Below are 20,774 nucleotides of genomic sequence, written 5' to 3' on the forward strand. Positions count from 1 at the left end.
GTTAAATAGCTAAACTAGCATTCCATTTACTTGGTGGTCCCAAAGAGCCTTAAATTTACCATCTGGAATAGCCAATAAGTCTATAAAGTTCCCATCCTCAATAATGCTTCCATTGTCCATAACCACAATTCTATCTAAATGTTTTATAGTTGAAAGACGATGTGCTATAGCAATAACGGTTACACGATCTACTTCAAGCACTTTGCTGATGGCTCTCTGAATTTCTTGTTCGGTATGGCTATCCAGTGAAGAAGTAGCTTCATCTAAAATCAAAATAGGTGCATTTTTGAGCATAGCCCTGGCAATTGCAATCCGTTGACGTTGTCCACCGCTTAGTTTAACCCCCCGTTCCCCTACAAGTGTATTATATTGATCAGGAAGGGTTTCAATAAATTCATGGATGCCCGCTACTTTTGCCGCATTGGTAATTTCAGCTTGCGTGGCATCTTCTTTGGCATAACCAATATTCTCTCCAATAGAACGATGGAACAACATGATATCTTGTGGAATTAATGATACTTGTGTACGTAAACTTTCGGAAGAAACATCATAAATACTTTGATTATCAATAATAATATTTCCACTTGTTGGTTTAAAATTTTTAAGTAGTAAAGATATTAAAGTGGACTTCCCAGATCCAGAGCGTCCGACTATACCTACCTTTTGACCCGCTTGGATAGCAAGATTTAGATCTTGAAAGATAGGCTGGTTCTTTGCATAACTGAAAGATAGATTCTGGAATAGAATAGCACCCCTTAAAACGCCTAGTTCCATCGCATCAGGTTTATCTATTGTATCTTTAGGTATTTGCATAATGGTAAATGCCGAACGAAAAGCAGCAATATTTTCTAAAAAATTTTTAATCTGGTTTGTTGTACGCCACGAGTTTTCACTAAATGAGAAGGTAAGAGAGATAATAAAAGCAATATCTCCAATGGATATTTGGCCACTATTACGTAAATATATAGCATAACAAAATAGAAATATCAAAAATACCCAATAGAATAAACCTAATATGATAGATACAATTAGGTCATACCTATAGTACTTGGTCAGTAATGGTGTGTGTATATTGTTATAATAATCTTGGATTTTCTTTAATTCACGCTTTTTGGTAGCGAAAGAAAAGATTGTGAAGATGTTAGTCATACGATCAGCAACTGTTCCAAACAAGTAATACCAAGAATCTTGCTTGGCTTTCTCCATATTAGCAATTTTTGTAAAAAAGTGAAAGGCTATTAGTGAGTAGGTAATACTAAATATTAGCACAAAAAAGAATATTTTTATATTAGTAAGCGCTAGCGCAATGCTACAAAATAATGTAATCAATAATGGGACACTAAGTTTGCATTCAAGTGCCTGATGTATCTTAAGATAGTTATCACCAATGCCTTTTATCTTACCAATAATAGAACCTGAAAGATTATTTTGAAAATAACTATAGGGCAGATTAAAACAATGTTTACAAACGCTATATAACATGCTCTTTACAATGCTAGGCATACATTTTAATTGAGCAAAATTATGTGCACGCCATCCACCATCAAGTATAACTTGGGCCCCTATAAACCATGCTATGGCTTTGTAACTTTTTTTAAAAGTAATATGTTGATCTTGAGTAAATAGATCAATCAATAGTTTCACAGCGTAGTTATAGATAATCGGATATATCGCATTTCCAAATGGAGCGATCATCATGATTAGGTATTGATATTTGTATGGTTTTATAACCGACCATAAAAAAGAAAATGGCTTATGATGCATATCTATTTTGGGAATTATTACCTAATAATTTTCTCACCTTTAAATTGAACAAAATTGTCTACACACCATCAATTTACGCTCGCAAGCAAGAGAATGTAGTACCATAGGTTTTTTCTAGGAAGTCAGCTGTAAAAACCTCTTTTGTATTACCGGAAGCTACCAGCGTATGATTAAGCAATACCAACCAATCAAAATAGCCATGTACAGATCCTAAATCATGGTGTACCACCACAATCGTTTTCCCTGCTGCGACCATATCTTTTAAAAGTTTAATAACGATTTTTTCTGTCGTAACATCTATACCTGTAAAAGGTTCATCCATAAAATACAATTCTGCATCTTGTGCCAATGCCCTAGCTAAAAATACACGTTGTTGTTGCCCTCCAGATAGCTCTCCAATTTGTCGCTTAGCAAGATGTGCCATACCTAGCTTTTCTAAGCACTGCATAGCTATTGCTTTATCTTTTTTGTTAGGACGTTGAAAAAATCCCAATCTATTATACCTACCCAAAAGCGCAATGTCAAAGACGGAAGCAGGAAAGTTCCAATCTACTGATTCTTTTTGAGGTACATAACTAATGCGTTTTCTTACCTTATCTATAGGTTCTCCAAATAGTTTTATTGTACCCTTTTGATAAGGAATAAGCCCCATGGCAGCCTTTAGTAAAGTAGATTTACCTGCCCCATTAGGACCTATTATGCCAATAATTTTATGGGATGGTAAACCAAAACTAACTTTTTCCAGTACAATTTTGTTCTTTGTATAACCAACGGTTAAATCCTTTATGTTTATGATATCCTTTTTTATTTGCATCATATTTATTTTAGTGCATTCACAATGGTTGTAGTATTGGCGCGGAGCATTCCACAATAGGTGCCTTCTAAGGTGTCAGGTGCACCAAGTGCATCTGAATAGAGGTACCCTCCTACCCCTATCTTATGTCCGTAATGGGCACAACTTTCTACTACAGCCTGCATAGATTTATCTGAAACAGAAGTTTCAAAAAAAACTGCTTTGATGTTTCGTTCTATAATAAGCTCTACAATACGTTTAATGTCTTTTAAACCACATTCAGCTACAGTAGAAACACCCTGTAAACCAACTACTTCTATATTATATGCCTTGCCAAAGTAACCAAAAGCATCATGTGCAGTGACCAATACCCGTTGTTTTTTTGGAATAGATGCAATTTGGGTAGTAATGGATTGGTGTAATTGTTCTAGTACCTTTATGTAAGCAAACGTATTGCTTTGATAGTAAGCTGCTGATTCGGGCCTTGCTGCTTGGAGCTTTTGGCTAATAAAACCGACTACCTGTTTCCATAGTTGTACATCAAACCAAATATGGGGATCTATGCCAATAGGAAAAATATCCTCAAACAATAGCTGTGTTGTATGAAGGGCATCACTAACCGCATAAACTTTCTTTTCTTGAGCTATTCTTTCTAATAGGTCATTCATTTTTCCTTCTAAGGAAAGCCCATGACAAAAGACTATATCAGCATGTTTAAGTTGTTGAACATCTTTTTGAGTAGTTTGATAGGTATGCGGATCTATACCAGGTCCCATTAGGACCACTACCTGGACATCTTCTTTTACAATGTTTTTAATAGCATCTCCGAGCATACCTGTAGTGGATAAAATAACAAATTTTTCATTCGTAGTCTCATCAAAACAAGAGGATAAAATGCAACAAAAAAATAGACAAAAAACTTTATACAAATTTGATACTATGTATTTATTAAAAGTGGCTATCATACAGAATATTTTTCTAACACTATACAGCTATTGATACACTATTGCCATTTCTTATAGATTATGGAATCTTTCTTACTGCTTAGATGGGCTTCATTCAATAATCCTATTACATGTCTTTATAACTTTATGAGCGGGTTATGCAAACCTAACTTTTTCTCTATAACTTTGCTATTGATAGTGGTGGAATTATGATCTCTTTATATCTTCTATTGAGCCTTCATATTTATTTCAGTGCATTCACAATGGTTGTAGTATTGGCACGGACCATCCCACAATAGGTGCCTTCTAAGGTGTCAGGTGCACCAAGTGCATCTGAATAGAGGTACCCTCCTACCCCTACCTTATGGCCGTAATGCGCACAACCTTCTAATACAGCCCGCATGGATTTATCTGAAACAGAAGTTTCAAGAAAAATTGCTTTAATATTTCGTTTTATAATAAGCTGTACAATACGATTAATGTCTTTTAAACCACACTCAGATACAGTAGAAATACCCTGTAAACCAACTACTTCTATATCATAGGCCTTGCCAAAATAACCAAAAGCATCATGTGCAGTAATCAATACCCGTTGTTCTTTTGGAATGGATTGCAGTTGGGTGGTAATGGATTGGTGTAATTGCTCTAAAGTTTCTAGGTAAGCAACGGTATTATTTTGATAGCGAGCCGCTGATTCAGGCCTTGCTGCTTGGAGCTTTTGACTGATAAAGCTGATTACTTGTTTCCATAGTCTTATATCAAACCAGATATGAGGGTCTATGCCAATCGCACCATCGCATAGTAGCTGTGTTGCATGAAGGGCATTACCAACCGCATATACCTTTCTTTTTTGAGCCATTTTTTTTAATAAATTATTCATTTTTCCTTCTAAATCAAGCCCATTATAAAATATCATATCCGCATGCTCAAGCTGTTGTACATCTTTTTGAGTAGTTTGATAGGTATGTGGATCTATACCAGGCCCCATTAGACTGACTACCACTACATCCTTATCATCTTGTACAATGTTTTGAACAGCATCTCCTAGTATACCAGTAGTAGTTAAAATGGTAAATAGCTGGTTATCGGTATCATCAGAACATGAAAATAGACCCAAGCAAAAAAAGAAATAAAAAATTTTATGCTTATTTAAAAGTAGATGCCTCATCAAAATAGCCATCATAAAGTTATTAAAATGTTATCTGTTATTTTACGGGATATATTAATTTTATATTGGTTATCAATAGATATATCCATAGATTCATCAAATTGGATCTTCTCAACAACGGTTATTTTAACCCCTAAGTAAATATTTCTTTTACCCAAATATTGTAAAAAAGAAGCTGAGTCATCTTTAATGACACTTACTATGCCACTTTCCCCTTCAGATAGATCGGTCATTAACCATCTGGGTTTAGCGATAATATGTCCATCAGCATTTGGAATCACTATACCATGAGGGTTACAATATGGATTGCCTAAAAAATGATCTAGTCTATCTATCAGTACATCAGAGTCAATATGCTCTAGCTGTTCTGCGATCTCATGTATTTCGCTCCAGCCAAATTTTAATTTATCTACCAAAAAAACCTCCCAGAGCAAATGTTTGCGTAGAATCTTTATAGCAGATTGCTTCCCTGTTTCTGTCAAAGTCACACCTTGGTATTTACGGTAGACTACTAGCCCTTTTTGATGTAGTTTCTGTACCATGTCCGTAATAGATGCAGCACTGGTATGTAAAAATTCTGCCATAGCAGTAGTGGTAACCAATGTTTCTTTCTTTTCCGAAAGCATATAAATGGCTTTTAAATAATTCTCTTCTGCATGTGTACGTTTCATAGATCTATTGAAAAGTTTTAGTCAAATTTAAATAAATATTTAGACATATCTAAATATTAACCCATCCTATAGCCTATATGTTGATTTTAAATGGCATAAATACCTAGTTTTTAGTTTGGTATAAAAAATTTTTTAGATTAGACTAAAAATTTTTTATAATGAAAATCAGAATAAAATACTTTTTTATAATATAGCTCAATAGAAAATTGGTTGGGATAGGCTTCTAAGATGGATTTTTATGTTCCACTATTCAGCATACAAGTGCCTTAAATTGTAAATGGGTATACACTAGAAAGAAATAAGCCTAAATATTATTTGTAATAAATATTAATATTATTAACAATCAATATAAAATATATAAATATTAAATAAAAACTTTAATAAATATGAGCCCATATGTCTTATGTTTAGTGGCTATAACCCAATAAAACGCCAAATAAAATACTGTAAAAGAATATATACAATCTCATTATCAAGTATATATGTCTAATTATAAATCTTATACTTTAACATATATGGTTTGCATAAAGATGATCAAAATACTATTGTGTAGTATCATCTTTTTTCTTAAAATTGGAGTTAAATGTTTGAGGATTAGGCTGCTTTACATTTATAATGTTGAAATCATGAAAACAGAACAGCCACTTATCAACCGGCTGGTACTCTACTTCTTTAGAGGATTGCTATTGATTGTTCCATTAGGGGGCACACTTTATTTAATTTCAGTGATATTGCTGAAGGTAGATGGATTTGTTAGTCTTAGCATCCCAGGCCTGGGTATGTTCATTGTAGTAGCCTCTATAACGCTATTGGGGTATATAGGTACTACTTTACTAGTGAAGTCGGTATTTGGATTTACAGAAGGGCTCATCAAAAAGGTTCCATTTATTCGTGCGCTTTATTCTTATTTAAAGGATTTTACTTCAGCGTTTGTAAGCAGCAAAGGAAAGTTTAATAAACCGGTTATCGTCTTAGTGAATAAGACCACTCAGGTATATAGAATAGGGTTTATTACAAAAGAATCTTTAGAGGTGCTTTCTATGCCCAATCATATAGCGGTTTATTTGCCTAATGCTTATGATTTAGCTGGAGTCTTGATTATTGTTCCTCCAGAATTGGTTACACCTTTGGATTTATCTGGATCTGAAGTAATGAAGTTTAATTTTTCTGGAGGGCTGACGCCACTAAAAAATGCTAATGGCAAAGAGGATAGGCCAGATTTAGATGAAACAGTATTATAGTAGCGTTCTATATAAGAATAACCTAGTTATGTTAAAAATTCTTTTATAGCGTATGTTTTTTTTGTAAAATTGCTATATTGAGCAGGTTACTTATATTGATCTATATTGGTATCATTCTATCATTTCTATCTAGGAGGGTTGGCAGAGCGGTTTAATGCAACGGTCTTGAAAACCGTGGTACTTTTAACGGTACCGAGGGTTCGAATCCCTCACCCTCCTCGAAAATACTGGGTATGTGTTTATGCAATGGTGTCAACTTAAGGGAAATCTATTCTAGCACAGAGGTGCAAATGGATCCTTCGTATACCTCTCGCCCATGGCCACCGATAAAAAGTTGGTACACAGTAAAAATAATGAAACGAGTGTATGACACTATTCTGAATCTATAGCTTTTTTATATTGCTTAAATGCCCGTATCAGCTGTTGTGTTCTTTTATATTCATCATTTCCCCTAACCCACCCCTTACCAGCTGGCTGTGGTAATAGATAATGGGCAACCATCATAGCCAATCCATTGGCTACCAGCGAAAAAAATCTAACGTCTACGCCTATTTTAGGTTCAATCTACTTGTCCAAGTATAAATAGAACAGTGCACCTATAAACATTCCGATCAAAGCAGTATGCCTACTACCTCGAAAACCAAAAACAGCTAAGATAAAAGGAGGTACTATTATAACAGGAAAAAGATACATAATATACTCCATAACATACCTAGTTAATTGAGATAAATCAATATGGTAAATCGTTAGCATCGTAGCCAATAGACCAGTAGCTAGTATCGTTAATTTAGCCAACCGAAGTTGATGACTATATGGGCCTGCTTTTACGCCTTGTATACATTCCAATAAATCATGACCAACCATAATGGCAATTATGTGTAAGCTAGAGTCAGCTGTGGAATAGCCATCCCCCCCAATACACAAATGCTTACATAAGCTTTACAAGCAGATGGCATATGCACGAAATGTAGTTTTTTTAGAAAAGAAAATGCCTATCAATAGGTTGAACGCCAAAAAGGCCAATACCATTAGCAGGGAGGTGTTATACAATAACATAGATAGAATGGCTCCTATTGTTCAGGCTGTAAGTGTACTTTTAGCAGCTTTTTAAAAATGTTAAAAAACAGGTGAATTGAATAGATAACTTAGTTATCCACCAACCCACCTATTATATGAATAGGAAAGCTCTATGCTTTATTTTAGTGCTATACTTACCGGTTTACTCCATACAATCTTATTTTTGTATTGAGCCCAATAAGTAATAGTTAAAGCATCGTTACCTTTCTTCAGACTACTATATCTGTTATATAGAGTAGGTTTATCTAAATCGCTACCTTTTTTAAAGATCAAAAATGGCTCACCATAAGATACCCCTTTATTTGTATCACTTTTTTTAATAAAATCTTGAATGGTAGAACTGTAATCATCCATTTTTTCATTATTCAGATCTTCAGTTTTAGCTATTAAAAAACCTTGGTGGGTAAGCTCACGCTCACTAAAGTTACTAGGTTCAAAAACAACGTTAGGAAGTTCATAGGTAGCATTATTTTTTCCTACCCATACTTTATGCAAAGTAATAGCCCCTTCATTTTTTAAAGTTATCTTTTAGGACATCTGACTTTGGTGCTTCCTCTGGTTTCGGGTTAACCGGCTGCGGTTGCGGTTTATTTATTGCCACCTTGTCTTCTATACTTAATACTTCTTTTTGTGTATAAAAATGAAGCTTATTATTTTCTTTAGAAAATAAGCAGGCAAAATATTGATAATCGGTACCATTAAAGAAATCAGTAAAAGATGGGTCTAGTGGCTTGTTCGGATCAGCAATAAGGAGGATGCTTCTATCATCTGTGATACTAGCATTGCCATCTGATTCTTGCAGAGCTTTAAATAAAGATTCCAATATACTCGTTCTCCAAATGGTACCTTTTGGTACAAAGAGTAAAGCAGATTGTAGATTAGCAGGAAGCGCTTCTACCTGACCATTAACGGAGTATTCGATTTTAGCACCTTCTGAAAACTTTACACTTTTAACCTGATCGGATGTCTTATCACGCACAAGCTTTAAGTCGACTACCTGTAAGCCATGTGTGCTGCCATCAAATTCAATAGTAGGAGGCTTAGAAGGTGTTTCTTCTGTAGCATCACCCATGACATGCTCCATTTGACTCAAATAATAGTGTTGATTATCTTGAATCAAATAACAAAGCATCGTATATTTTCCCTTTTGAATAGGTTGGTCTTGAGGTGATAAGTCGGCTACTATATGCGGAGCGGTGGTCCTGAATTTACCTGGAACAATTATGCCCTCACTAAATTGCATCGCCTCAGTAGGCCAACCATTTTCAGAAGTTATTACGGTCTGAACCCAATCATAGATGTTGCTTAATTTTTCTTGCTCTACCAAGATAAAACCCATTTTTGTATTTGTTTCATCTGATAATAAATCAGTATTGCTGGCCGTACCTTTTAAAAAGTAAGCTGTACCATTATCTACTTGCTTTTTAATACGTTCCACAGCTTTCAAACCAACATTTTCCCAAGGTAGTATTAATAGATCATTTTCTTTTGTATCGATCTTACATGACTGAACAGAAAATACTGCATCTTTTGCAGATGCACCTTCTGGTAGATATGCCATATGCATATCATACTTATCACTTGAAGCCAATAGATTATATATCTTTTCGTCCAGCCGAATAATCCCTTTTCCTGTACGAACGTTATCTAGGTTAGTCCAATAAATAAAGCAACCGTTATCGCACAGTTGAATTGGTTTATCCTTCACCGAATTTTCTTTTATGGCTGATTCAAAACTTGACTGAGCATCAACACCAGCTGGAACCCCTATAAAAGCGATATTACCATCTACATCTATATTGGATACTTCCGTCTTACATGGAAATAAAAAAAATTTTTCTGCACCTTCCTTACAACTGAGACTTGCTTGTAGCTTAAGCTCAGAAGACAAAATAGATAAGGCTGGCTTTCTACTATTTAGCTGATTGTCATTTACTTTATTACTATCTTCCGTAGTCGATGAAGATGAAGAGCTAGAATTATTTCCTGGGCACCCCGCTAATAACAAACAAGTAAATGGCAAAAGAGGCAAGCTTATTTTCTTATACAACATGGCAAAAAATGAGTTAAATGATTAGTACTATAAGTAAGTTAATTTTTGCATAAAAATTAAGGCTACCTAAGACTTACAATAGCGATATTACAAAACCATTTTAATAATTACAAGTAAAAAAACAGATTTTTAATAAAAAAACACCTTTATAAGATCACTACATGGATGGTGACGCTACTACCCAGGCATCCAGAATAAAATAATTGCTTCTTGCATCCAAGGTAGTTTAATACTGGTCATAGACCAGGGGGGAAGTAAATTTTCTTGATCTTGTTCCTGGTGCATAAGGGTTAAATGCCAAAATGTGCTTTCAGTAGGATAATCAGGGTTGTGTCTAGTTAAAATACCTAGCCTGTTTAAAAAGTAACTTTTTAATATATGCTCGGTGGTAGCATCTTGATATAAAGGGGTTTCTTTAAGCTTGGTTAGACTTTTCCAACGTTTGATTACTTTTTCAATGAGTACCTGGCTATGGCATGCAATCTCTTCCATGGCACCATCAGCTATTGATGTGCTGGTTGCTGTTTTTACTATAGGCTCTTTTTGTCTCTGTTGTGCTGACGCCTCTGTAGCTACTTCGGTTGCTTCTTGCGCATCTACATCGTAGCCTTGGTTGATAGGTCTATAGGGTAGCAGTACTGCATCATAGGATAATCCACAAAGCAGCTTGGGAAGGGTAAGCTGCCATTCTGGACTTTTTAGCTTGCCAGTAATTAAGTATTGTAAAAGATAGACTGCATTGTGGGCTGCTTGTTCAGAGAAAAATTGGTTGCCCATCATCAGATTATGCATTTTAAAAAAATCATAAAAGAATGGCCATAAAAAAACCAATCCAGTATTTTTGGTATATACACGCACTTCTTTTTCTGCTGTATTAGCTTTTGGAGGTGGTGCTTGTTGCTTGGTTTCGGTTGCCTTTTCTAGTGGATGGTTTGCTAAAGTGAATGGGGCAATAGTAGGCTGATGCATTAACTTGAGAAGTGGCTTGAGCAAAGTGACGAGCTTATTTTCTGCTTCGTTAGCGGGAGCAGTAGCTACCTTTGAGGCAATGATTTTGCAAATAGCTTCTTTCTCATAACAAGTGGTCAGTAAGGTGTTCTGTACAAACTCAGTTTCTTTAAATTCTTTTTTTGTAATCAAATAAGATATGGTAGCAATGTATAGTTCTTTTTTCCATATGGATGGAGTACTGGTTGCCTCTTGCAATGGATTGGTTAATAGATCGAGGTAATGGATTACAAACTGGGACTTGTTTTTTGCCAAAAAGGCTATAAGCTTTGTAACAACTTCTTGGCTAAAGTAGTGTACCATGCGTCTGGCTACTAATGGATGATTATCCTGCTCTTCTAAAAACTTTGATAAGGCAGATGGTCGGTCGGCTATACACTGAACCAATTGGTTGCCTAATATAGGCATTTCTACGTGGTACTGTTGGTCAAAAAGAGATAGGTTGCCATTGAACAATAGATACAACTTGGTTAAAATAGGTGTTTTGTAGCCCCGTTGTATAGCTTGTTGTTGGACCGTTTTCCGGTATTTGTCTTGTAGTGTATGCAATGAAGCGGTTAGCGCTTCTGGTATCCCGGTGGTAGCTAGGAGTTGAAAAGTAGCGAGTAATGTAGTGGGTGTGATTTCTAAAAGGTTGCTCCATTCGGCAGTGATTTTTGCGAGCCAATCCTCTTTAGAAATAGGTGCTTGAGGTAGTGTTTTGAATACGCCCTCCCAAAATAAATTTTTAGCACCATGTTGCCCCTCCAGTGCTCCTTGTGTGGCACACCACAATTGATGGCTCCCTTCTATAAAGCTTGTTAATGCTTTGCCCACATCACTATGCCTTTGCACCAGTAGCATAAGCTGTGTGTGGGTAAAATTTGCAATAAGCCGTTGACGTACATGTGTTTTATCTTGTGCTAAAGAAAAAGTAGGAAGATGCGCCATAACATCATTTAATAAGGCTGTGCCATCTGGATAATTCCCCAACTTACCGGTATGTAAAAAGAGGTGCCATCTTTGTGCAACTCGGTCTTTTTTGCTTTGTAGGGTATCGGTAATTTGCTTATAAAGCGCCATGCTAATGGTTTGTTGTAATGGCTGGGCAATAGTCGGCAAATGTGCGCGAACCAATTGGTCCATCACGGGCTGAGATAGATCCTCATCCTGCCGAACCATATGCTTAATAGCTGGGAGTAACCTACTATAGTAAAGTGGCCAAAGGGATTGGTTGAGTGGCAATGTTTCATGTGTAGATAGAAAAACAAGATCAACTTCATCTATTTTACTTAAATTCAGTGGCGCTAAACTTTCCTTGAGCAAAGAAAAGGCCTCCCCTAGTTGGCAATCGTCTGCCTGATGGGCGCCATCTATTAACTGATCACATAAAATAGTTGGAGGGCATAAAGTTTGTGCACTAAGGTGCAGCAATATGCGTGCTATATATTTTTTTTCAGTAGCAGGCGGGCTATGCATAATGGCTGCCGTAATAAAAATTTCTTTGATGAAACGGATGTTGGTTTGCTGTTGGCTGTTCTGGACTACTTTTGATTGCATAATGACCCTTTCTAACCGATCTAATAGCGCATGGGGAAAGGGAATAAAGGCTTGAAATAGTTTGGATAAGGTTACCTCTGTGGCATGCTGCATTAATTTTTTTAAGATAGCTGCTTCTTGGCATAAAGGGGCTAATTGATTCCATATTTCGTTGGGTGTTGCGTGCGCCAAACGTTTGGCTATTATATAGGCTGGCACCAACTGGTCTCTTGGTAATTCATTATAAAGGAGAAAATCGACTACATCAGATAATGGGTTTTCTGCAACTTTATCTACTGAAATAGGATCTCGATCTGAGTCAGTTGTGTAATGCTTGGTTGGGCATGTGTCAAGTGGTGCCCTCTCTGAGTAGCTTTCTGTTAGATCTAGATGCTTGATCTGTGCAGCCAACTTATTATATAATACATGAGCAGCATAGGGTGTATAGACTGAAAATGGCATCTTTTTTACAAGGCTGCTTGGCACCTTAGGCTGAACCAATCGATCGTTTTTACTAACAGTCGCTTGCTGCTGATGGATTATACCATTTTCGTAGAGGGTATTTTGGAGTTTACCTGATAAAGGGGGTGTGCTGGAAAGCAATGGGGCCATGATCGATTGTATGGCTGGGTGATAGGCTTGTGTGTCAAGTAATGCTATACACCGTTGCTGGCTGATGGTACGATTGGCCATATATTTTTTGAACAAAGCCTGAACCTCTTGAAGATAAAAGGTTTTAGAATGTTCAAAGGCACAATAGGCTAGCGTAATGGCTTTAATCGCAGAAGCTGGTGCGATGGTAGCAGTAGTAGCGGTTGCGATCTGCGTGAAATCAGAAAATAGAGCTACAATAGAAGGATCTATAGATGCTAAAAATTCAATAAAAAGCGCATCAGGTAGGTTTTTAACCAGTTTCGCTCTATTGCGTTCTTCTTGCAGCCAACTTTTTACTAGAGCAGGTACATTCGGTTGGTCCATGGCTAGCTTAATGCTATGCATAGCTGCTGATAGCTGATAACATGCCATGTTCTGATTGCCTACTTTATCCAATTCTTTTAATACCGTTTCTTGCTTTTTAATACCCTGATGCCAGAATTTTGGTGGCGTTACCACTAGGTCACGCAACTGCAAGACCAATGGTTTAATGGTTTGGGAAGATTTTACCTCATTTTGCGTATAGTACGTATGTAATTTTTCTAAAATTGCTTCATAGCTAGTGGAAGTTTGTAAGGCCACTTGTTTGAGGAGCATATTCAAAAAACCCATGCGGTCTACTTTGGATCTTTGTTGGTTGATCGTGCCCAATAAGCTCATGGCAAGCAATTGCTGCTCCAGGGGATACAATAGGCTGGTTAAGATCTTTGTTTGATGCAACGATAAAGCTGTTTCCGCTAAGATAAGCTTAAAAGATTCTATAGGTTGCTTCAATAGGCATGCAAGCGTATGCTCTACAGTAGGCCGGGCAAAAAGTGCCATACAGCGCTGCACCGCTTTTTCTTTTTTATACAAATCACCCCAAAACTGTTGTATCAGCAGAGGCGTATGGTGGAGCAATTCTAGATATATTTGTTCAATCTGTCTTTCAGAACGCTCTATCATCCACCAAGCAAAATTACCTTCTGATAGATAATGGGCTATAGCTTGCCGTTTTGCATCTGGAAGTGGTATAACTTGGTGAGCGGTGGGGTTAGCTATTGCCTTTTCAATCTGTTTTTTTAACTCAATCCTTAATACCTTTTCTACCTGGATGGGTAGTGCTTTGCGCAGGGTAGCTAGATTGAAGCGCCCGCCATCTACCACAAGCTTATCTAAATGGATGACTACATCATCAGGAACATATTCAGCAAAAACCTTTGATAAAATAGGCATAATCCGTTGCTGGATGATTTTATGAATGGTATGTTGGAGGATGCTATTTTGACTGTGCTGGTCCACAGTAACTTCAATCCGACTACGTAGAATAACATGATGGTTTTTTATAGGCATAATCGATTCAGTTGTAGAAGACAAGCATACCAGTACTTTATAGAGGCTATTACAGGCCAGCCATATCAGTTACTTTAGGCAATATACGTTTTATACAATCTTTATCTTTAATAACATAACGCCACATTTTATCTAAACCTTTTGAAATCCCTATTCTAGGTGTTGATGTATAGGCTAACTGACAACCTATATCTTTAATATGCAATGTTTTTGATAGCGTTATATCGATTGCATTGTGGCTTAAATCAATACCTAAAAGTTGGCAAAGTTTGCCTGGACCATTCACATAAGTATAGGGCGGATGGATCAGTTGTATGCCTCTAATAAGTGTGGCTGCTGGAAAATTTAAAGTTTCCGTAACAATATTGAGGCAATAGTATTTTCCATATATAAAATAGACGTAACTAAACCCAGCTGGCCCAAACATGATTTTAGTTCTTTGGGTCATACCCCTAGCTGCATGGCAAGCGGGATCCTTGGTGCCAATATAACTCTCTGTTTCAGTAATGATTCCTTGGAAGTTATGAAAACATAGAAGTTTACCAATTAAATGGATGCTTACCGTGTTGGTATCTTGTGCAAAAAAAGCTCTATTTAAGATCATTTTAGGCCAGTGGAGTGGTGTACCATAGCATCGGTCCCTTACACAAAGGGGGTAGATTTAACCAGCCGGATAGCGACCAATAGCTGTAAGTATTTTTTTGATTAGCCTCATCAAGGCTGGTTTCGCATACGAAACTGCAACTGAACATAGATATATGATCGATGTAAAGAGGTAGGTGTAGGCGGTTTCTTTAAATAGAATCAACAAAATCCTATGCATAGGAAAGCTATTGGTAAAAAATATGCCCATGATAAGATGGTCCACCAGCGAAGCGATCAATAAACTGATGCAATTGCTGACGACAAAACCATACCTAGTCTCTAGCTTTAAAAAAAGCTTAAAACCAATATAAGAAGCCATCAATACCGCACATAAAGATGCTAAAATCAGTCCACTAATAGGCTTGCCAGGGATAATGCAATAGGGCTTATTGTATAATAAGCCAAACGTTAGCGTTGTGCAGCATACTATGCTTATAGTCGCCTTTTTGCTACCATGGTGTTTGGCTATCGCATTTAAAGTACACATTAAAACAGTAAACGATAGCACACAATAGACTATTTTATTGGTAAAATTAATGGACAATGTAGCTGCAAACAATAGAACAACTTTATATATATAATTGTTTAAATGCTTATTCATATTACTTGTTAATTTTAATTAGGATTAGTACGTAAAATCTGATTACATATATTTTCCATTTCTGATAACCAAGTTAAAATATTATTTTTTTTGGACCTAGGTTTAAAAAATTTATAGTTAATAATCTTTCAAAAGTAGTAGGGTCGGTTAATAAATATTTTTCTTTTGTTTTTTCGTTAAAGGATTATCTAAATATATAACTTTTTCTGGTGTTTTTGGATAGGTAGGCTTTCTGTATAAGTGCCCAGTTCATCAGCTATATCTTGCAGCTTATTGTTTCTGTGGTTATCCATATAATGAAGGTGATATGATTTTGCAAATTGGATAAAGGGGTAGTAAGCTTTTTACTAATAATTTTGTACGGAGCGTCGAATAAATGTAAATTTACCATTATTTTATTTTTTATCATCGCAACACCTAGCCATACCAAATGGAATATGGATTTATATAAAAAAAAAGCAAGCACAGCTATTCATGTTTATCTATGGTTACTTTTATTATTGTTGATTCGACCTTTAGAGGCTACTGCTGGGGCAAGACCTAAAATAAGATTAGGTATGTCAGATCGGGATGCACAATCTCTATTGGTGCAATATGAAGCAGCTAAAAAAGTTTACGAAGCAAAAGATTATGCTTCGGCAAAGTCATTGTTTGATGAACTGAGCACCATGCAGCACCCTCCCTCCCTTTCGCCCTATATCCATTTTTACCATGCGTTAGCCGCCTACCACAATGGGGAAAAAGCAACCGCCCAAAAGGCTTTTTTGGCGATACAGCGTCAATTTCCAACTTGGAACAAACGAGATGAAGTCCATTACTGGTGTGCGCAGTGTGCATTTGAAGGAGGAGATCCTACAGAAGCCTTGGCAGCGCTGGCTTTGATTCAAGATAAGCATATGCGTCAATCGGTGCTGCAAATGAAAAAATATTTCCTTAAGAAGATAGAAAACCATGCATCTTTAGAAGCACTCATCAAAAAATTTCCAGATGATGCGCTCATCAAAACTATTTTACATAAAAAAGCCGCCCGAGCAGCTTACCTTACACAAGATTTTACCTTATTAAATACCTTAAAGCAGCAATATAACTTTTCAGATTATAGATACGATCCTTTAAAAGGCCTGGTCTCTAAGCGTAAAGCTGCTTATAATATAGCACTTTTCCTCCCCTTTTTTGTAGAAGAATTGGATTATGAAGCATGTACAGATCAGTTTGTTATTGAGCTATACCAGGGTATACAGCTGGCCATAGAACAGCTTGCTCAAGAGGGTATGGTTATAAATCTTTTTGTATTTGATACCAAAAAGAATGCAAAAACCACACAAGCCTTACTGGAACAAGAGGGCATGCCCTATATGGATCTCATCATAGGCCCACTCTATCCTAATACAATTCCATTGGTTGCTGCATTTGCTAAAAAACACAAGATTAATCTTGTAAATCCTATTTCAGATAATGCTGCCGTAACCCATGGAAATCCATTTGCCTTTCTTTTTCAGCCTGACCTAGCAACCTATGGACAAAGCGCAGCAACACTTACACTAAGTGATATAGATCGTACCGCAACAGAAGCACCTTGTGTAGGCGTCTTTTACGGTATGGAAGAGAAAGAGGTCTTACAAGCAACCCTATACAAAGATAGGGTTGAACAAGAACTAGGTAGGCCAATAGATCTGTTTGTACAACTGTCTAATGAAACGATTAAAAGCTTTTTCGAGCAAGCTACGCACCAAGAAGCATCAGAACTTGAAGCTATTGAACAAAATAGATTTGATTACACAAAGCTAACCCATATCTATCTCCCCTCTCAAAATGAGTGGCTTATCTCTAATGTAATAAGCCTCTGCTTAAAACTGGGCATTAAGCCACAAATCGTTATAGGTCATGAACAATGGATCAAAAAAGAAATATTATCTATTCATCAACTCAAACAGTTACCTATTGTATGTTTAGCGCCCAATTATATCGACTATAGTAGGCCTGCGTTGCGTGCCTTTCGGGAAAAGTTTTTTGCAAAAAATGCTATATACCCGAGTGAAAAAAGCTATATTGGTTATGAAATGATGCTGTTTTTTGGTCAGATGCTGGGACGTTATGGCACCTATTTTCAAAAAGAATGGGAAGATATGCACTACAATGGCCTCATTTTTCAGGGTATATCCTATGGCAAACACCATTCTAATCAATATATCCCAGTACTGCGCTTTGCTAAAGATAGATTTATAGTTGATTCCACTCTATTAAGTGGGAAAATAGCGCCAAGGTTTTAACTGTTCTCCAGCTGCTGCCCTAATATACCAATTATTTTTAAACTGTTTATTGACCTTTTTGCTGGTTATCACCAACAAATTTTCTGCATTTCTGGCTTGCGCCCCATGCGTCCAATTAAAAGAACCGGTAATCACATATTCATCATCCATAATCATCACTTTATTATGTGCATACCCAACGGTTTTATCAATTATAATCGGAATACCATGTTGCAACAACCAACGCACTTGACTTCCCCTTGTAGTCTGCGCATTTTTATCTATTAATAACCGAACCTCTACCCTATTCTGATGCGCTTTTATCAGTGCATTTGCAATCCTGCTAGAGGTTATCACATACGCCTGCACAAGAATCAATGCCTTAGCAGATAGAATCTTGTGCACAATAAGGTCCATACAAGGGTCCTCTGGCGCAAACCACACTTGTATGGCTAAGTCAGCATCGGGTCGATTGGCAGTATTGCAAGAGGTGTAATGTACCAATAGGCTACTAAAGGCAATGGCAACCGTTCCTAAAAGCTTCACCCATGCATGGGTTATACGAGGCAACCTTCGAAAGGTAGATTTTTTCATGAATATTTTTAAATATGTGGGTATAAATTTCAGATAAGTTCATCTGATTTCAAAATCAGATCGGATGATCTGTATAAAAGATTTTGTATTGCATATAAAAATTAGTATCATTTTTTTTTGATAGGTTATGCAAAATTTAATTTATGATGAAAAAGTATTTAGTTGTTGCGCCGCTTATTGCGTCTTGTAGCTCCTTAGGGGATCAATCTGATATGTTTCGGGGTCAAGACCAAACTAACCAGTGGCAATACGTAGGAATAGGAAATTTAATAAAAAATTTAAATCAAAAAAGACAAGATTCATATCCTTTACATGATGCAGCAGAAAAAGGTAATATAGAAAAGGTTAAAATATTATTGAGCAGTGGATCAGATGTACATGGATTAGATAATCTCAGGAGATCTCCTTTGTCTTATGCAGTACACAATAGACATACAGATGTGTGTAAGCTTTTATGCGAATATAAAGCTAATGTAGATGAAGAAGATAATGTTGGAAGATCCCTTCTTCATTGGGCATCATATAAAGGTCACCTAGAAATAGTTGCACTTCTACTAGAACATGGAGCTAAGGTAGATCAAAAAGATCGTCTTGAAAAAACCCTCTTCATTGGGCAATGCCGGGTGGCCATATAGAAATCATTAAACTTCTACTAGAACATAGAGCTAAAATAGATGAAACAGATGAATGTGGTTGCACCTCTCTTCATTATGTGTCAAGCATAGGTAATAAAAACATACCTGAACCATTTATTGCTAAAGATGTTAGCAAAACAGCTATAGCTGAACTGCTTATTGCTAAAGGTGCTAGCAAAACAGCTGAGAATAAAGAGCCTGTAAATTATTTTGTGTAAGTGCCGTTTTTTAGGAGAATCTTCCCTCAAATTCGATAGCGAATCGATTCAGAGCCGCTCTCCAATCATGTAAAGACATAGTCCACTTTTGTGATGCCTTCTGTATGGCTAAATATACTACTTTTAATGCAGATTGGTCATTAGGAAAAATTTTACGGTTATTGATAGATTTTCTAATAACGCTATTGAGTGATTCAATGGCATTGGTCGTATAAATAATTTTTCGTATTTCATCAGGATAGTCAAAAATAGTTATAATGTTGCTCCAATTTTTATGCCATGAACGACTAATAGCTGGATATTTTTTATCCCATTTTTCACTAAAAATAAGAAGTGCTTCTTCCGCTTGCTCAAGAGAAATAGCGCGATAAATAACTTTAAGATCCGATGCGACGGACTTCATGTCCTTATAGGGTACATAACGTAACGAATTACGAATAAGATGAACAATGCATAACTGAATTTTGGTTTTTGGAAATACTGTATTAATAGCATCTGGAAATCCGGTTAATCCATCAACACAAGCAATAAAAATATCCTTAATGCCACGATTATTTAACTCAGTTAATACTGAGAGCCAAAATTTTGCACCTTCGGTTTCTGCTATCCACAAACCAAGTAATTCTTTTTGCCCTTGACAATTAATGGCTAATGCCAAATAAATTGATTTGTTGATTACGCGTTTATCTTGATGACACTTGATAACGATACAATCTAAATACAATATGGGATATACTGTTTCTAATGGACGATTCTGCCAAACAGTAATCTCCTCAATAACAGATTCAGTTACTTTCGAAATTAAACTGTGTGATACCTCTGTACCATACAGCTCTTTGAATGTATCTGAAATATCTCTGGTAGTCATCCCTCTAGCATAAAGAGCCAAAATTTGTTCATCAAATTCAGTGAAGCGAGTTTGCCCTTTGCGAATGATTTGAGGATCGAACGTGCTGTTTCGGTCACGTGGCGTATTAATTTCCATTTCGCCAAAATCACCCTTTAATCGCTTAGGAGAGTAACCATTACGGCTATTTCCCGTGTTCCTGCCTTCTATAGCATGCTTTTCATAGCCAAGATGATCCTCTAATTCTGCATCCATAGCACGTTCTACCGTGATTTTTAATAGTTGCTTGCTGAGAATAGCTAAATCTTTTTCACTCTTAATAGACTTCGACAATTCATTTAGTAGATTTGGATCTATATTTATTTGTTGTTGTTCCATTGCTTATGACTCATTTATAACTAACGATTTAATCCGTTAGATTAGTTAATAATAAGCATTTACACAATTTTATTTACAAACTCGAGAATAAACGTGGCTTTACACCTTTTATGTCGGCTATTCAACATGAAGACCTGTACGAGATACTTTTACCAGATGGTTGTTTAAAAATGCCAGACGACCCAACTTGGGAATGTAGTATTTGTATTGCAGGTATACCAGATATACCAGATTTAAATAATGAGAAATTTCCTTATGCTACACTAAACTGTGGTCATACGTTTCATTTGAGATGTATTACTAAGAATGTATCAACCCAAATACATGCTCAACAACCAAGAAACTGCCCTAATTGCCGTACAGATATATCGAAATCTATTTCTT

At 36.4% G+C, this 20,774-nt stretch carries 19 protein-coding genes and 1 tRNA gene; 6 read left to right on the plus strand and 14 right to left on the minus strand.

What is annotated here, in order from left to right:
• Positions 1–9: 9 nt before the first annotated feature.
• The 5 genes from ACOALF_RS04035 to ACOALF_RS04055 form a co-directional block, all read right to left on the minus strand.
• Positions 10–1,695, minus strand: a complete 1,686-nt coding sequence (locus ACOALF_RS04035) for an ABC transporter ATP-binding protein (protein ID WP_419241219.1) — start codon at positions 1,693–1,695, stop codon at positions 10–12.
• A 142-nt stretch (positions 1,696–1,837) separates the two neighbouring features.
• Complete coding sequence (locus ACOALF_RS04040) at positions 1,838–2,581, minus strand: metal ABC transporter ATP-binding protein (RefSeq protein WP_419241220.1); 744 nt, start codon at positions 2,579–2,581, stop codon at positions 1,838–1,840.
• Positions 2,582–2,583: 2 nt separating this feature from the next.
• A complete protein-coding gene (locus tag ACOALF_RS04045) occupies positions 2,584–3,390 on the minus strand; it encodes a metal ABC transporter solute-binding protein, Zn/Mn family (RefSeq protein ID WP_419241221.1) in 807 nt (268 codons plus the stop codon).
• A gap of 355 nt (positions 3,391–3,745) precedes the next feature.
• Positions 3,746–4,684: a metal ABC transporter solute-binding protein, Zn/Mn family gene (locus tag ACOALF_RS04050; protein WP_419241222.1), complete on the minus strand. Its 939-nt coding sequence runs from the start codon at positions 4,682–4,684 to the stop codon at positions 3,746–3,748.
• The gene (locus ACOALF_RS04055) at positions 4,681–5,340 is read right to left on the minus strand and encodes a metal-dependent transcriptional regulator (RefSeq protein WP_419241223.1); all 660 of its coding nucleotides are present in this window, start codon (positions 5,338–5,340) and stop codon (positions 4,681–4,683) included. Before ACOALF_RS04055 ends, ACOALF_RS04050 begins: the two co-directional genes overlap by 4 nt.
• A 626-nt stretch (positions 5,341–5,966) precedes the next feature.
• Here ACOALF_RS04055 and ACOALF_RS04060 point away from each other — a divergent pair.
• Both ACOALF_RS04060 and ACOALF_RS04065 read left to right on the plus strand, forming a co-directional pair.
• Positions 5,967–6,581: a DUF502 domain-containing protein gene (locus tag ACOALF_RS04060; RefSeq protein ID WP_419241224.1), complete on the plus strand. Its 615-nt coding sequence runs from the start codon at positions 5,967–5,969 to the stop codon at positions 6,579–6,581.
• A 132-nt stretch (positions 6,582–6,713) separates the two neighbouring features.
• A tRNA-Ser gene (locus ACOALF_RS04065) sits at positions 6,714–6,800 on the plus strand.
• Between the two features lie 153 nt (positions 6,801–6,953).
• Here the strand turns inward: ACOALF_RS04065 and ACOALF_RS04070 are convergent.
• Both ACOALF_RS04070 and ACOALF_RS04075 read right to left on the minus strand, forming a co-directional pair.
• Positions 6,954–7,085, minus strand: coding sequence for a hypothetical protein (locus ACOALF_RS04070; RefSeq protein WP_419241225.1), 132 nt, complete (start codon positions 7,083–7,085; stop codon positions 6,954–6,956).
• Positions 7,086–7,145: 60 nt separating this feature from the next.
• Positions 7,146–7,505: a hypothetical protein gene (locus ACOALF_RS04075; RefSeq protein ID WP_419241226.1), complete on the minus strand. Its 360-nt coding sequence runs from the start codon at positions 7,503–7,505 to the stop codon at positions 7,146–7,148.
• Between the two features lie 25 nt (positions 7,506–7,530).
• Between ACOALF_RS04075 and ACOALF_RS04080 the strand changes: the two genes are divergently transcribed.
• Positions 7,531–7,692: a hypothetical protein gene (locus ACOALF_RS04080; RefSeq protein ID WP_419241227.1), complete on the plus strand. Its 162-nt coding sequence runs from the start codon at positions 7,531–7,533 to the stop codon at positions 7,690–7,692.
• An 83-nt stretch (positions 7,693–7,775) separates the two neighbouring features.
• On the opposite strand, the gene ACOALF_RS04085 is transcribed toward ACOALF_RS04080, so the two are convergent.
• The 5 genes from ACOALF_RS04085 to ACOALF_RS04105 form a co-directional block, all read right to left on the minus strand.
• Positions 7,776–8,153 carry a hypothetical protein gene (locus ACOALF_RS04085; protein ID WP_419241228.1) on the minus strand — a complete coding sequence of 126 codons (378 nt, stop codon included), beginning with the start codon at positions 8,151–8,153 and terminating at the stop codon, positions 7,776–7,778.
• A gap of 13 nt (positions 8,154–8,166) precedes the next feature.
• On the minus strand, positions 8,167–9,711 hold the full coding sequence (locus ACOALF_RS04090) for a hypothetical protein (protein ID WP_419241229.1): 1,545 nt from the start codon (positions 9,709–9,711) through the stop codon (positions 8,167–8,169).
• 177 nt (positions 9,712–9,888) lie between these two features.
• The gene (locus tag ACOALF_RS04095) at positions 9,889–14,247 is read right to left on the minus strand and encodes a contractile injection system tape measure protein (protein WP_419241230.1); all 4,359 of its coding nucleotides are present in this window, start codon (positions 14,245–14,247) and stop codon (positions 9,889–9,891) included.
• Between the two features lie 25 nt (positions 14,248–14,272).
• On the minus strand, positions 14,273–14,827 hold the full coding sequence (locus tag ACOALF_RS04100; protein WP_419241231.1) for a DNA-3-methyladenine glycosylase: 555 nt from the start codon (positions 14,825–14,827) through the stop codon (positions 14,273–14,275).
• Positions 14,828–14,884: 57 nt separating this feature from the next.
• A complete protein-coding gene (locus ACOALF_RS04105) occupies positions 14,885–15,469 on the minus strand; it encodes a hypothetical protein (protein ID WP_419241232.1) in 585 nt (194 codons plus the stop codon).
• Between the two features lie 437 nt (positions 15,470–15,906).
• Between ACOALF_RS04105 and ACOALF_RS04110 the strand changes: the two genes are divergently transcribed.
• Positions 15,907–17,739, plus strand: coding sequence for a hypothetical protein (locus ACOALF_RS04110; protein ID WP_419241233.1), 1,833 nt, complete (start codon positions 15,907–15,909; stop codon positions 17,737–17,739).
• Here ACOALF_RS04110 and ACOALF_RS04115 read toward each other — a convergent pair.
• On the minus strand, positions 17,710–18,312 hold the full coding sequence (locus ACOALF_RS04115; protein ID WP_419241234.1) for a phospholipase D-like domain-containing protein: 603 nt from the start codon (positions 18,310–18,312) through the stop codon (positions 17,710–17,712). The genes ACOALF_RS04110 and ACOALF_RS04115 overlap by 30 nt on opposite strands.
• Positions 18,313–18,455: 143 nt before the next feature.
• Here ACOALF_RS04115 and ACOALF_RS04120 point away from each other — a divergent pair, with 143 nt between their 5' ends.
• Both ACOALF_RS04120 and ACOALF_RS04125 read left to right on the plus strand, forming a co-directional pair.
• Positions 18,456–18,947, plus strand: a complete 492-nt coding sequence (locus ACOALF_RS04120; protein WP_419241235.1) for an ankyrin repeat domain-containing protein — start codon at positions 18,456–18,458, stop codon at positions 18,945–18,947.
• Positions 18,929–19,165, plus strand: coding sequence for an ankyrin repeat domain-containing protein (locus tag ACOALF_RS04125; protein WP_419241236.1), 237 nt, complete (start codon positions 18,929–18,931; stop codon positions 19,163–19,165). Before ACOALF_RS04120 ends, ACOALF_RS04125 begins: the two co-directional genes overlap by 19 nt.
• A 10-nt stretch (positions 19,166–19,175) precedes the next feature.
• On the opposite strand, the gene ACOALF_RS04130 is transcribed toward ACOALF_RS04125, so the two are convergent.
• Positions 19,176–20,390, minus strand: a complete 1,215-nt coding sequence (locus tag ACOALF_RS04130) for an IS256 family transposase (RefSeq protein ID WP_419241131.1) — start codon at positions 20,388–20,390, stop codon at positions 19,176–19,178.
• Positions 20,391–20,774: the final 384 nt, after the last annotated feature.

It is taken from the genome of Cardinium endosymbiont of Nabis limbatus (genome assembly GCF_965196625.1).
Classification (GTDB): domain Bacteria; phylum Bacteroidota; class Bacteroidia; order Cytophagales; family Amoebophilaceae; genus Cardinium.

Excerpts from the sequence above, each read along its gene's own strand:
- ACOALF_RS04035 (WP_419241219.1), bottom strand. The coding sequence starts at position 1,695 with ATGATCGCTCCATTTGGAAATGCGATATATCCGATTATCTATAACTAC.
- ACOALF_RS04040 (WP_419241220.1), bottom strand. The coding sequence starts at position 2,581 with ATGATGCAAATAAAAAAGGATATCATAAACATAAAGGATTTAACCGTT.
- ACOALF_RS04045 (WP_419241221.1), bottom strand. The coding sequence starts at position 3,390 with ATGCTCGGAGATGCTATTAAAAACATTGTAAAAGAAGATGTCCAGGTA.
- ACOALF_RS04050 (WP_419241222.1), bottom strand. The coding sequence starts at position 4,684 with ATGATGGCTATTTTGATGAGGCATCTACTTTTAAATAAGCATAAAATT.
- ACOALF_RS04055 (WP_419241223.1), bottom strand. The coding sequence starts at position 5,340 with ATGAAACGTACACATGCAGAAGAGAATTATTTAAAAGCCATTTATATG.
- ACOALF_RS04060 (WP_419241224.1), top strand. The coding sequence starts at position 5,967 with ATGAAAACAGAACAGCCACTTATCAACCGGCTGGTACTCTACTTCTTT.
- ACOALF_RS04070 (WP_419241225.1), bottom strand. The coding sequence starts at position 7,085 with ATGATGGTTGCCCATTATCTATTACCACAGCCAGCTGGTAAGGGGTGG.
- ACOALF_RS04080 (WP_419241227.1), top strand. The coding sequence starts at position 7,531 with ATGGCATATGCACGAAATGTAGTTTTTTTAGAAAAGAAAATGCCTATC.
- ACOALF_RS04090 (WP_419241229.1), bottom strand. The coding sequence starts at position 9,711 with ATGTTGTATAAGAAAATAAGCTTGCCTCTTTTGCCATTTACTTGTTTG.
- ACOALF_RS04100 (WP_419241231.1), bottom strand. The coding sequence starts at position 14,827 with ATGATCTTAAATAGAGCTTTTTTTGCACAAGATACCAACACGGTAAGC.
- ACOALF_RS04105 (WP_419241232.1), bottom strand. The coding sequence starts at position 15,469 with ATGAATAAGCATTTAAACAATTATATATATAAAGTTGTTCTATTGTTT.
- ACOALF_RS04110 (WP_419241233.1), top strand. The coding sequence starts at position 15,907 with ATGGATTTATATAAAAAAAAAGCAAGCACAGCTATTCATGTTTATCTA.
- ACOALF_RS04115 (WP_419241234.1), bottom strand. The coding sequence starts at position 18,312 with ATGAAAAAATCTACCTTTCGAAGGTTGCCTCGTATAACCCATGCATGG.
- ACOALF_RS04120 (WP_419241235.1), top strand. The coding sequence starts at position 18,456 with ATGATGAAAAAGTATTTAGTTGTTGCGCCGCTTATTGCGTCTTGTAGC.
- ACOALF_RS04125 (WP_419241236.1), top strand. The coding sequence starts at position 18,929 with ATGCCGGGTGGCCATATAGAAATCATTAAACTTCTACTAGAACATAGA.
- ACOALF_RS04130 (WP_419241131.1), bottom strand. The coding sequence starts at position 20,390 with ATGGAACAACAACAAATAAATATAGATCCAAATCTACTAAATGAATTG.